The organism is Nosocomiicoccus sp. HMSC09A07 (assembly GCF_001808485.1).
Taxonomy (GTDB): domain Bacteria; phylum Bacillota; class Bacilli; order Staphylococcales; family Salinicoccaceae; genus Nosocomiicoccus; species Nosocomiicoccus ampullae_A.
This window is the reverse complement of record NZ_KV793634.1, coordinates 421,560-434,985: the sequence shown is the minus strand read 5'-3', so window position 1 is coordinate 434,985 and position 13,426 is coordinate 421,560. Positions and strand designations below refer to the sequence as shown.

Annotated in this window: 10 protein-coding genes; 1 reads left to right on the top strand and 9 read right to left on the bottom strand. The window is 36.7% G+C overall.

The window, feature by feature from the left end; genetic code table 11:
* Positions 1-19: 19 nt before the first annotated feature.
* On the bottom strand, positions 20-1,261 hold the full coding sequence (locus tag HMPREF3177_RS06360; protein WP_070457794.1) for a methionine gamma-lyase family protein: 1,242 nt from the start codon (positions 1,259-1,261) through the stop codon (positions 20-22).
* Positions 1,258-2,484: a GTPase HflX gene (hflX, locus tag HMPREF3177_RS06355; RefSeq protein WP_070457792.1), complete on the bottom strand. Its 1,227-nt coding sequence runs from the start codon at positions 2,482-2,484 to the stop codon at positions 1,258-1,260. Before hflX ends, HMPREF3177_RS06360 begins: the two co-directional genes overlap by 4 nt.
* 101 nt (positions 2,485-2,585) lie before the next feature.
* Between hflX and HMPREF3177_RS06350 the strand changes: the two genes are divergently transcribed.
* Positions 2,586-3,077, top strand: a complete 492-nt coding sequence (locus HMPREF3177_RS06350) for a thioredoxin domain-containing protein (RefSeq protein WP_068128069.1) — start codon at positions 2,586-2,588, stop codon at positions 3,075-3,077.
* Between the two features lie 22 nt (positions 3,078-3,099).
* Here the strand turns inward: HMPREF3177_RS06350 and miaA are convergent, their stop codons facing one another.
* The 7 genes from miaA to HMPREF3177_RS06315 form a co-directional block, all read right to left on the bottom strand.
* On the bottom strand, positions 3,100-3,993 hold the full coding sequence (miaA, locus tag HMPREF3177_RS06345; protein ID WP_070457790.1) for a tRNA (adenosine(37)-N6)-dimethylallyltransferase MiaA: 894 nt from the start codon (positions 3,991-3,993) through the stop codon (positions 3,100-3,102).
* Entirely contained in the window at positions 3,983-4,864 is an 882-nt protein-coding gene (locus tag HMPREF3177_RS06340; RefSeq protein WP_070457788.1) for an alpha/beta fold hydrolase, read from the bottom strand. The genes miaA and HMPREF3177_RS06340 overlap by 11 nt, the downstream gene beginning before the upstream one ends.
* A gap of 14 nt (positions 4,865-4,878) precedes the next feature.
* Positions 4,879-6,708, bottom strand: a complete 1,830-nt coding sequence (mutL, locus tag HMPREF3177_RS06335) for a DNA mismatch repair endonuclease MutL (protein ID WP_070457786.1) — start codon at positions 6,706-6,708, stop codon at positions 4,879-4,881.
* A 12-nt stretch (positions 6,709-6,720) separates the two neighbouring features.
* Positions 6,721-9,189 carry a DNA mismatch repair protein MutS gene (mutS, locus tag HMPREF3177_RS06330; RefSeq protein WP_070457784.1) on the bottom strand — a complete coding sequence of 823 codons (2,469 nt, stop codon included), beginning with the start codon at positions 9,187-9,189 and terminating at the stop codon, positions 6,721-6,723.
* Between the two features lie 70 nt (positions 9,190-9,259).
* Positions 9,260-9,685, bottom strand: a complete 426-nt coding sequence (locus HMPREF3177_RS06325; RefSeq protein WP_070457782.1) for a YlbF/YmcA family competence regulator — start codon at positions 9,683-9,685, stop codon at positions 9,260-9,262.
* 58 nt (positions 9,686-9,743) lie between these two features.
* Positions 9,744-11,558: an ABC transporter ATP-binding protein gene (locus HMPREF3177_RS06320; RefSeq protein ID WP_070457780.1), complete on the bottom strand. Its 1,815-nt coding sequence runs from the start codon at positions 11,556-11,558 to the stop codon at positions 9,744-9,746.
* The gene (locus tag HMPREF3177_RS06315; RefSeq protein ID WP_070457778.1) at positions 11,551-13,272 is read right to left on the bottom strand and encodes an ABC transporter ATP-binding protein; all 1,722 of its coding nucleotides are present in this window, start codon (positions 13,270-13,272) and stop codon (positions 11,551-11,553) included. Before HMPREF3177_RS06315 ends, HMPREF3177_RS06320 begins: the two co-directional genes overlap by 8 nt.
* Between the last annotated feature and the right edge of the window lie 154 nt (positions 13,273-13,426).

The window sequence follows — 13,426 nt, the reverse complement described above, 5'->3', positions numbered from 1 at the left end:
GATATACCCTTAAGCGTTTCTATATAATCCCTTTCTCACTCCAGTGCGTCAGGACTTTCTCGAGTGCGTATTTGACGTGCTCGTATACTAATCCACCTTGCATAAATGCGATATACGGTTCCCTCACTGGCCCATCTGCAGATAATTCTAAAGATGCACCTTGTATAAATGTTCCTGCTGCCATAATGACTGGATGTTGATAGCCTGGTATTAAATCTGGAATCGGTAAAAATTTAGAGTTTACAGGACTCGCGCTTTGTACCATTTGTATAAATGAAATCATTTCTTCTTCAGTGTTAAACTGAATGCTTTGTATTAAGTCAGTACGTGTTTCATCAAATAATGGATCTGTACGATACCCTAATTTCGTTAACACGTGACTCGTGAGTAGCGCTCCATTTAAACTTTCGATTACAGCGTGCGGCGCCATAAATAATCCTTGGTACATATCGAGTAATACTTCTAGTGACGCACCCATTTCTTTACCGATACCTGGGACTGTTAACCTGTAACTAACACGTTCAATTAAATCTTTACGACCAACGACGTATCCACCCATTTTAGCAAGTCCACCACCTGGGTTTTTTATTAAACTACCAGCAGCGATATCCGCACCGACTTCTATCGGTTCTCTACGTTCTACAAATTCACCATAACAGTTATCGACAAAAACGATAATGTCCGGATGACGTTCTTTAATCGTTTTTATAACCGCTTCAATTTGTTCGATCGTTAACGATTTTCTCGTCGAGTATCCACGTGAACGCTGAATACCGATTACTTTCGTATTGTCTTTAATGTTGTTTAAAATCGCATCGACATCGAACGCTTTATCGTCAATTAAATCGACGTAATTAAAATCAATACCGAGTGCTTTCATACTTCCGACGTCTTCCTCACTATCTCCGATCACTTTCTCTAACGTGTCGTACGGCCAACCCGTAATGTATAATAACTCGTCACCACGTTCTAATAACGATAAAAGACTGAGAGAAATCGCATGTGTTCCTGAAATAATTTGCGCGCGTACGAGTGCATCTTCTGCTTTAAAAATATCTCTATAAATGTCTTCTAATTTGTCACGACCCGTGTCGTCATACCCGTAACCGGTAGTTCCAGTAAAGTCACTTTCCATGACGGAGTGATCGTTAAATGATTGCATCACTTTTTTAAAGTTGTCGTATGCAATTTGTTTATTCTGTTTTACAAGTGGTTCTATTTCTAATTCTGATTGTTTAATAATCTCTAATGCGTGTGTCATTGTTTCTCCTTTAAAATCTCTTGAACGATACTCATATCTTTTGTGTATCCTTCAATTTTGTAAACTTCTAAAGACTCGTCAAACGCTTCTTTCGTCACGTACGTTCTTTGTTTTAAATCATACAATTCGTTGATTTTACTCGGTTCAATATTTCTATTATACGCTTCATAATGCATTTTTATTCCGTCTTCTAAACAGTTTAACAGCGTACGTTTTTGCATAAATTTATTGACGATAAAATACATTTCCTCTGTCAATAAGTTTAAATTCGGATTTAAGTCACTTTTATTGAATAGTACAATGACCGGAATGTGTGACATATCGAGCTCTTTTAAAAGAGCGATTACCGTATTAAAATGTGCGTCGATATATTTTGAGTTGTTATCGATGACGTGAATTAAAAAGTCACTGTCTCGTGCCTCTTCTAATGTAGATTTAAAACTTTCAACGAGTGTCGTCGGTAATTTTTGAATGAACCCAACCGTATCTGTCAAAATCGCATTAAACCCGTTTTGAAATTCTAACTTTCTCGTCTTCGGATCGAGTGTTGCAAATAATTGGTTAATTTCTTTCGTGTCCGCTTCAGTAAGTGCATTAAACATCGCTGACTTCCCAGCGTTCGTATATCCAATCAAACTAAATTTAGTGACATTACTACGACTTCTTTGATCGCGGTAATTTTGTCTCGTATTTTCAATCGTCTTGAGTTCTTTTTTAATCTCTTTAATTCGTCTATTAATATGTCGTCGGTCGGTTTCTAATTTCGTTTCACCAGGACCTCTCGTTCCGATTCCCCCACCAAGACGAGATAAGTTAATACCTTGTCCTCGAAGTCTCGGGAGTAAATACTCAAGCTGAGCGAGCTCGACTTGTAGCTGTCCTGCTTTCGTATTTGCACGTAAACTAAATATGTCTAAAATGACTTGTGTTCGATCGAGAACAGACGTATCGAGTATACTTTCAATATTTCTATTTTGTGATGCTTTAATTTCATCGTTTACGATGACGTAATCAAGTGTGTCATACATCGCTTTTACTTCTTCTAAAAAGCCACTTCCGACATAGTAACGTGTATCGACTTCTTGGCGATTTTGAATGTGCGTATTTAATATATTAATGCCGATAGATTCAGCTAAAATCTTTAATTCAGATACTTCACTTTCAATGTCTTCAGTCTCTTTTGTATTGACGGCGATAATGATGCCTGAAAATTGTTGCTCCAACTTGTGTCACCTCCAAATTTTAAAAATATTATCTGTTTTGTGTTTAACGTCAGTGTTTTAAGTGAATATAAGTAAGGCGAATAGATAAGGGTGATAATTAAATGGTACGTGAGTTTTACGATTTAAAAACAAGAGATATCCATAAAAACTTAATAAAAATGTCCGATTATAAAGATCATGTTGTACTAATTGTTGCGATGGCGAGTAATATCGACCGTTTTAATGATTTAACGATGCTAGAGAAACTCTACAGCAACTTAAAAGATCAAAGATTAGAAGTTCTTCTATTTCCTACAGATCAACTCGATGAAAAAGAAACACTTCGCTCTACTGAACTCGACCATGCGTTACATCAAGCATTGGCCATCGATTTACCGTTAATGGAAAAAGTAGATGTAAAAGGTGATACGAAACATCCGATTTTTAGTTACTTAACTGAAGGTAAATTTAAAATGTTTAAAAACGATGTGAAACGAAACTTTACGATGTTCGTCGTTTCTAGAACAGGTGAAATCGTTAAGCGACTCAATCACGATGTGAATTACGAAAGTCTATATAATATAATCGAACCATACTTAGAAGAAAGTGTATAGTAAAAGTCTCATTGATTTATGATCAATGAGACTTTTTTATGAATGTCTCTATTCTCTCAAATATCTCCGCTTCATCAGTACCGACTTTATACCATTCCACACTCAATTTATTTCTTAAATATGTCAATTGACGCTTCGCGTATCGTCGTGAATCTTGTTGAATATCTTCGATTACCTTATCTAGCGATTTTTTTCCATTAAAATAATCGATGAATTCATGATAACCAATTGCTCCAAGTGCTGTTTTAGATAAGTCATACGTTTCAAAGAGGTTACTTACTTCTTCTTCAAGTCCTTCACTCATCATCGTTAAGACTCGCTCATTGATACGTTCGTATAAGACATCTCTATCGTCATATAATCCGATAATTAACGCGTCGTATTTTTCTTCAGTATCATGTGACGGTTTCGCACCTAAATCATGTTTTACGAGTACACGTATCATACGTTTACGATTGTTAATATGAACGTCTTCATTTAATGCTTTTACTTTCTCATACAATGCTTCACTAGAAAACGTTTCGTAATACTGTACACGTGCTTCTTTCTCTTTATGGTCTTCATCGTCAAACTGAAAATCGTTAATAAGCGCATGGATGTAAAACGCAGTACCTCCAACGATAAATGGAATATTATCGTTTTTATATTCACGTTCCATTAACTCTCTGACTCTCGTTTGAAATTCTTTTACAGAAAATTCTTCTTCTGGTGATAAAATATCTATCATTTCATGGCGAACACCGTCCATCTCTTCACGAGAGATTTTACCAGTTCCGATATCCATCCCTTTATACACTTGCATCGAGTCACCGCTAATTACGTTTAAATTAAATCGTTGTGCGATTTTTATAGACATATCTGTTTTACCAACAGCAGTCGGCCCGACGAGACAAATTACTTTTTGTTTACTCTCCATCGATTACCGTGTCCATCCACTCTAAAATCATACGGTAAACGTCATTTTTAATATCTTCGTTTAAAATTTCATGACGATATCCTTCGTATAATACGGATTTTGTGTGTAATCCGTGCGCTTTTAAAGTCGCATCTAGCACTTCAACGTCTCTACCGTTATGACTAAATGGATCATCTTTACCGCTAATTAACAAAAAGTTTGTGTCTTTACTATAGTGTCCAATAACTGCTTCACTATTTACTGCAAAAATCGCATTGTTCACAGCTTTAAACGTATTAATCGATACCGGATGACCAGATAATGGATCTTTGTTGTAGTTCACGACGTTTTCATAGTTTTTGCTAATCCATCTATTTCTCGCTGTTCCTTCCACTTGACGATCAAATCCAGAAAATGCGAGACGATTAATAAATAAGCTCTTAGCGTCTGGTAATACTTTAGCGACACCGTTAACGAATGCTGTTTCAATCATCTCCATCGGCGACGTACGATTACCTGTTCCTACAATGATTGCACCTGTTGGTTGAATTGTTGAGAGTAATAATCTTAAAACGATACTCCCCATCGAATGCCCGATGACAAATTTCGGTAAATCTTCTGGAAGTGAGTCGTAGACGTCTTTTGCATCTCGAACGAGCGTCTCAAAACTTCCTATTTCTCCGCGATTTCCTTTATCTCTTGAACCGTGTCCGTTATGATCATATACAACGCAGTATATGTCATGCTCTTTAAAGAAGTTTAAAAGATAATCATAACGTCCACTATGCTCTGAAATTCCGTGAAGGAGTAACATCGCGGCTTTTGGATTTTCTGGTTCATATACTTTTACGTCAATCGCTTCATTTCGCGTATAGACGAGTTGTTGTTTCATTTAATAAACACCTCTTACTTCATAATACGATTAAACATTTTTTCAATTTCATACGTTGTCCACTTAATAATGACAGGTCTACCGTGTGGGCATGTATATGGTGACTTACACTGAGATAAATCTTTTAATAATGCACGCATTTGCGTTAAATCTAAATAATGATTCGCTTTAATCGATTGTTTACAGCTCATCATAATCGACATCTCTTCACGATATTTATTGACTGAAAACTCATCAGTATTCGAGATAAAATCAATGACCGACTCGATATCTCCTTCTGGATCGTCTTTTAATATCCACGACGGATATTCTGTCACTGTATATTGCTTAATACCCGTTTTTTCAATATTAAAGCCGAGCGCTTTTAAATCTTTTAGTTTTTCATCGATTCGAATGACGTCGTCATATGAAAACTCGAAATGATATGGTAACAGTAAAGGTACACGCTCATCGCTATTTTGAATGTTTTCATAGAAATACTCATACTTAATACGCTCTTGTGCGGCATGTTGGTCCATTAAGTACATACCTTCATCGTTTTGCATGACGATATACGTGCCGTGAATTTGACCGACGATTTCTAAATACGGTAATTTTGAATCGTTATAATCATCATACGACTCTCGTGAATGACTCATATGCTCTTCAATTGGCGTATTCACATAAGATACTTCATCTCTTTTTTCCGTATGAATATCAAAATTATTTTTAGTATTGTTTTCATTATTTGAAAATGTGTTTTCCCTTTTATAATCTTTAAACGAACTGTCAAACACTCGGTGTGATGAAAAATCAAACACGTTTTGTGTCATCACTGGCTTTTCAGTTTTCTCACGCGCTTCGATTTCTGGAATGAGACGTTCAGAACGTAATTCCTCACGAATCGTCTGTTCGATTAATTGTTGTAACTCTTTTAACTTAGACAGTCGGACTTCAGTTTTCGCTGGATGGACGTTTACGTCAACGAGTTTTGGATCCATGTCGATATTTAATATAACGACTGGATATTTATCTTTTGGTAGTAGTGTATGATACGCTTCGACTACACTTTGTACGAGTCTAAAATCTTTAATAATACGCGAGTTGATCGCAAGGTTAATATAGTTTTTGTTACTTCTCGTAATTTCTGGTCGAACGATAAATCCGGATAATTTATAATCCGGAGTTTTCGCTTCCACTTTTACACTATGTCTCGCGACGTTTAGTCCGTACACATCAGAAATGACTTCTTGTAAATTTCCATTTCCTTTTGTATGAAAACGAACTTTACCGTCAAATGCTAATTTAAACTGAATATGCGGATGGTTAAAACTAAAACGCTGCATAATATCGATAATACGACCCGCTTCAGTTTGTAAGCTCTTAATATATTTATAGCGTGCCGGTGTATTAAAAAATAAGTCTTCAATCGTAACTACTGTCCCGATACGTGATTTACCATCTGTGTAATTTACTTCGCGACCACCGCTATACTCGAGTTTAAACGGTTGTCTATCTTTACGATAACTTTCAACCGTCGCTTTAGATACCGCTCCAATACTCGCGAGAGCTTCTCCTCGAAACCCCATCGAACGAATTTCAAATAGATCGTAGTCTTCTGCGATTTTACTTGTTGCATGACGCTCAAATATTAAACGACTATCTCTGTCGTCAATACCTTCGCCGTTATCGACGACACGTATCATTTTTAGTCCGCTCTCTTCAATAAACACTTCAATCGAAGTCGATTTCGCATCTATAGAGTTTTCAACGAGCTCTTTAACGATCGAACTTGGACGTTCGACTACTTCACCAGCCGCAATCTTATTTTGGATAACTGGATCTAGTACGTGGACTCTCTCCATATAATCCCCTCTTTACTTTAGTTCGTCTTGAAGTTCACTCAGTAATGTCAACGCTTCTATCGGTGACATATGATTTACGTTTAATGCTTTGATTTTTTCTTCTACAACACTAAACGTTTCTGTGTCTTCTTCTAACGATAATTCAAGTTGTGTGACGTCTTCTTTCTTATCGTAGTTCGCTTCTTCTAAACGTTTTAAAACTTTTCTCGCTTCAATCGTCACTTCTCTTGGAAGGTCTGCGAGTTCTGCTACTTGTATACCGTAACTCTTTTCAACTGCACCTTTTTCCACCTTATGTTGGAACTCAAGTTTACCGTTCTTTTCTGACGCTTTAACGTGCACGTTCATTAAGTGATGCAGTGACGCGTCTAAATTCGTCAGTTCATGGTAGTGCGTTGAAAATAGTGTTTTCGCGCCGATATGATTATGAATATACTTTAACATCGCTTCAGCGAGTGCCATGCCGTCGTACGTACTCGTACCTCTTCCAAGTTCATCAAATATAATTAAACTATTTTTTGTCGCGTGTTTTAACGCATCATTCGCTTCCATCATTTCTATCATAAATGTTGATTTACCACTCGATAGATCGTCACTCGCACCAATTCTCGTAAATATTGCGTCAAATACAGGTATCTTACATGACGATGCTGGTACGTTCATACCGATTTGCGCCATAATTGTAATCATCGCAACTTGACGCATATACGTACTTTTACCACTCATATTCGGTCCAGTAATTAAATAAATAAACGTATCGTTATCCATAACGACGTCATTTGGTACGTACGTTCTTTCTCCGAGCATCTTTTCAACGATTGGGTGTCTCCCATCGATAATTTCTAATTCCCCATCCGTAAACGTTGGTCGAACGAGTTGGTGCGTATTAGAAACGTCTGCAAAACTAATTAAGCAGTCAAGTATAGACAGTTGTTCACTCGTACGTTGAAGTCTTGCAGTGTGTAATTTGACGCTGTCACGTAACTCGACGAACATTTCATACTCTAAGATGACACTTTCATCTTCTGCTTTTAGTATTTTATCTTCCATTTCTTTTAACTCTGGCGTAATATAGCGCTCAGAATTTGTTAACGTTTGTCTACGGTCATAACCAAAGTTTTCAGCGTTAAATGTCGCTGCTTGTCCTTTTGAGATTTCTAAAAAGTATCCGAACACTTTGTTAAAACCGATTTTCATATTTTTAATGTTCGTTCTTTTCTTTTCAGTTTCTAAATAATTTTCTAACCACTCTCTTGAGTTATGTTGTAAATCTCTTAACTCGTCGAGCTTTTCACTAACACCTGATTCAAAAATATTACCTTCACGAATCGTCTTTGGTGCGTCAGATTTTAATACTTTTAGCATTGAGTAGACGTCACTTAACACGTCAAAGTCTTTAAATAACACATTATCAATTAAACCAATCGATGAAAGTAATCGGTACACGTCAGGTAAGCCTTCTAAAGAATCTCTAAGTTCTACAAATCCTTTTACGTCGATATTTCCAAAACTCATTCGACCTGTCAGTCTTTCGATATCATAGACGTTATTTAACGCAGCTTTTATATCTTCACGCTCGATAAAATTGTCGAGTAACACTTGAACGACGTCTTGACGGTTTTTAATCTCATTAACGTCGATGAGTGGCGATTCTATTAAACGCTTCAGTTTACGTCGCCCCATCGGTGTTTCTGTTTGATTTAAGTACCAATATAACGACCCTTTTTGCTTTTTAGTTTGAAGATTTTCAACGAGCTCTAAGTTACTAATCGTCGACTGAGATAACTTTAAATGTAAGTCGACATTGATCTCTACAATATCTTTTAAATGTGTTAGTTTTTGTTTGTTTTGAGTTTCTATATAAGATAGTAACTGTGTATGAGCATTCTCTTCACTATGTTCTACGACAGTGATTAACGGTGGATCTGTAAACATGTTTTTAAGTACAGTTTCTCCGTCATTTGTCGTCACGATTTCTCTCGCATTTATACGTGATAATTGAGTGTATAACGTATCTATGTCTTTCGTTTTAAATTGATACATATCGCCCGTCGAAATATCTCCGTAAACGACTTCGTACGTATCTTTATTTACATATAGTGATAAAATATAGTTACTTTTATCTTGTTCGATACCAAAATCATCGATTAACGTTCCCGGTGTAATGACGCGAACAACTTCACGTTTCACCATACCTTTTACGAGCTTTGGATCTTCCATCTGCTCACAAATCGCGACTTTATGACCTAAGTTAATGAGTTTTTCAATGTAGCGCGTCGCAGAATGATGCGGTACACCTGCCATCGGTACTTTACTCGTTTTATCTCTCGCAGTTAACGTAATTTCTAACAGCTTAGCCGCTTCAACTGCATCGTCATAAAACAACTCATAAAAATCACCAAGTCTAAAAAATAAAAAGGCATCTTGATAGTTTTCTTTAATCGATAAATATTGTTTCATCATCGGAGTAACGTTCGACATATACACTCATCCTAACCATTAATATGACTTAAATTATACCATGAAAAAAAGAGTGGCTCTAGCCACTCCCTTACTCAACGTCTTTACTTGCTTTATTGTTCATCGCAGCACCAGTTTCACCTTCTAAGTGATCTCCACCTGTACGCTCGATAATTTCATATGTCACTGAACTACTAATAGCGTGTGACACCATTTGTAAAATGTCGTTTACATTTTCTTGCGCATCGATAAATTGCTGAACGATTGGCATATCGTCAAGTTCTTTTTCGAGTGCGTCAATTTTCTCTTGTGCAAGTTCATATGCACGTGTTTTCCCGTAACTTTGGAAGTTTACTGCTTGTTGTTGCAGTGAACGTAAACTTGCCATCTTTTCACGGATTTCTTTATTTTCGTGAATTTTCGCCTCTGCCTTTTCAAAGAATTTTACTTCTTCAGTTTCCGAAATCATTTTACCGACTTCTTTTGCAGCTGCTACAATTTCATCTTTATTTGCCATTATAACTCACCTTTTATTTTTAGTATGTCACTATTATAAAGTATATCATTGAATATTACTATCCGTTCACCATTTTATAATATACACCTTTTTGGTCGAGGAGTTCTTTATGACTTCCGGATTCAATAATTTCACCATGTTCTAATACGATTAAACGGTCGACTGCGCGCACTGTATTTAATCGGTGTGCGATGATTATAGACGTACGACCTTTCATTAAGCTTTCTAATGCTTCTTGAATTTTTAACTCTGTAATCGTGTCGATACTTGAAGTCGCTTCGTCAAGTAATAATATGTTCGGGTTACGTATAAACGCACGTGCGATTGATATAAGTTGACGCTCTCCGACAGATAATGCATGATTTTCTCCGTCGATCACTGTGTCATATCCATATTCAAGTTCCATAATAGAATCATGAGCGTTCGCATTTTTACATGCTTCGATAATTTCTTCATCAGTCGCGTCTAGCTTACCGAATCGAACGTTTTCTTTAATCGATGCGTTAAATATAAACGGATCTTGTATAACGAACGCACTGTTTTCTTTTAAGACGTGTCGCTTATAGTTTTCGATGTTTTCTCCGTCGATTAAAATCTCACCTTTGTCAACTTCGTAAAATCGATTCAATAATTGTACGATCGTCGTTTTACCAGCACCTGTTGAACCGATTAACGCAATCGATTCACCTGGCTTGATGTCAAACGATACATCGTTAATTGTCGGACGCTTTTGATCTTTGTCGTAACTAAATACGACGTTTTTAAACTCGATATGACCGTTTAAATCTCTATCTGTAATCGTACCGTCATCTTTTTCTGTTTCAGTATCGATAATATGGAATACACGTTCTGCCCCTGCGATTGCAGAAAGTACTTGGTTAAACTGGTTCGCTAGATCTGCGAGTGGACGTGTAAATTGTCTCGCATATTCAGCGAATACGACGATAATACCAACTGTTACAGTATCTGTCGTTAGTGCGAGTATCCCACCGATACCTGCAACGATTGTAAAACTTAAGTTGTTTAACATGTTCATAATTTTAGGAATCATACCACTGTAAAGGTTCGCCCAAAATGTGACGTCACGTAAGTTTCTCGTTCTCTTTTCAAATTGATCGATAACATAATCTTCTTGAGAGAATGCTTTAACGATTTCTTGACCAGAAATTACTTCTTCGATATAAGCGTTTAACTCCCCAGTACTTCTTTGACGTATTCTATATAACGGACGCGTACGGTTTGTTATATACTTTACCAGAACAAATAATAACGGAATGATTGTAAGCGTAAGTACTGTAAGTAACGGGCTTAAGTACAGCATAACTGAAATTGTACCGATAAGTGTAATTACAGACGTCGTAAACTGTATGAACGAGGAGTTTAACGTTTGAGAAATCGTCTCGATGTCGTTTGTCATACGACTCATTAACTCCCCTTGTTGACGTTTATTGTAAAAGTCAATCGGTAAATACTGCATATGATTAAATAATCGATATCTCATATTAAATACTGTACGTTGACTCGCACCAACCATAATAAACGACTGTGCTAACGTCGAAATACTATGAAGGACATATACACCGAGTAATACGAGTAATAGAGTTACAAACCCATCAAACTCTTTTGGTACGAGATAATTATCGATCGCTCGACCAACTAAAAACGGACCGATGATACCGAGTAAACTCGTAATGACAACGATAATTATAACGAGTAATACTTTGTAACGTTCATCTCTCATAAACTTCCAGAGTCGCTTTAACGTACCAGACATATTCGATGCACGTTGCTGATTTTTGTTTCCTTTATTGCCAATATCTTCTTTCTTTAATATTGGTTTTAAACCGAAAGGTTCTCTTATAAATTTAATCATCAAACGACCCTCCCGTCTTTTGGCTTTCTACAATCGATTGATATAACTCAGATTCTTTCAGGAGTGAATCGTGTGTACCAATTGCTGATACTTTTCCTTTTTCAAGAAGAAGTATTTTATCCGCAGTTTGTGCCGTTGAAATTTTTTGCGTAATAATAATTCTCGTGACGTTTAAATCACTCATCTTTTCCCATAAACTACTTTCAGTCGTTCTATCTAACGCACTCGTTGAGTCATCTAATATAAGGACAGAGGGACGCTTTAAAAGTGCACGTGCAATAGATAGACGTTGTTTTTGTCCACCAGATAACTGCACGCCGCGTTGACCGACTTGTGTGCTATATTGATGATCAAAACGAATAATGTTGTCGTGAACTTGTGCTTTTTTCGTCGCATCATAGACGTCAGCTTCTGTCGCAAATTCGTCTCCCCACAACATGTTTTCAAAAATTGTACCGGTAAATAACACTGCTGACTGCGGAACGTATCCAATGAGTTCTCGTAATTCATTGACGTTCCAATCTTTCACATTTTTACCGTCGACATACACTTCTCCGTGCTGTGGATCATATAGTCTTGGTATAAGATTCACGAGTGAACTTTTACCAGAACCAGTCGCCCCCATAATGACGAGTGTTTCATTTTTATCAACTTTAAACGAGATGTCTTCTAATATATTTGAAACGCTGTTCACGTATTTAAATGTTACATTTTTAAACTCTACAGATGCACCTTCATTGTTATCGATTTTCTTAGCAGTTTCTGCTTCAGTAATATCTGCATGTAACACTTCACTAATACGGTCTGCTGAAGCTTTCGCACGCGTCGCAGAAATAATTAAGAAACTAAACATAGAAAATCCGCCTTGCATTCTTAGCGCGTAGTTAATAACAGCGACGACTTCACCGACTTGTACTGAACTCGTCTGTAATAAGTCAGACGATACGTAAAGTACGAGCAGTAAACTTCCGTTCATAATGAGTAAAAGAACCGGTAAGATCGACTCCATTAATCGAAGTCCAAAAATCATATCATCGCGTAGTTTACCTGCAATGCCACTAAAACGATTCGATTCATATTCTGCACGGTTATTTACTTTTATTAAAAGCATCCCGCTTAAATTCTCTTGGAAGAAGCGGTTAATCTTATCGAGACGTCTTTGAATACGACTGAAAATAGTCGCTCCCATTTTCGCTACGATATATAAAAAGACGAGTAAAATCGGTGTCAATAGTGTTAAGTAAAAGCCGAGTTTTACGTTCACGACAAATGACATCACTAACGACCCGATAACGAGAAGCGGTGCACGTAGTAATATACGCATTCCCATAAATAGTAACATCTCAGAAATTAAAACATCTTGAGTGAGTCTCGTAATTAGCGTCGAACCGTTGAATTTTGATAACGTCTCTAACGAAAAACGTTGGACACGTCTAAAAATCGCATTTCGTAAGTCATTACCAAATGCATTCGTTGCAAAGCTCGATAAATATGTGTTAAAAATACCGGCAATAGTTGAAATAATCGATGCAAATAACATCAGACCTAAATAAAACCAAACGGTATTTAAATTATTTTCTGCAATCCCGTCATCGATTACCCCCTGGATAAATAACGGCTGAATTAACTCCACCGCAAGCTCTACAAACATAAGTAAAAGCCCGAGGCTGATCAGCCATTTATACTTTAGCGCATAACTAAAGACTGTTCGCATAGTGACACCTCTTATTTCGGTTTTCGAATTACTTTAAACCTATTTTAGCACAATTACACTGAACTTACTGTTGAAGTAGATTAAATTTTCAAAATCATTCTTTCGTCCGAATCAAAAACGATGATTATAGAATTTTTAACGTGATTCCTATATA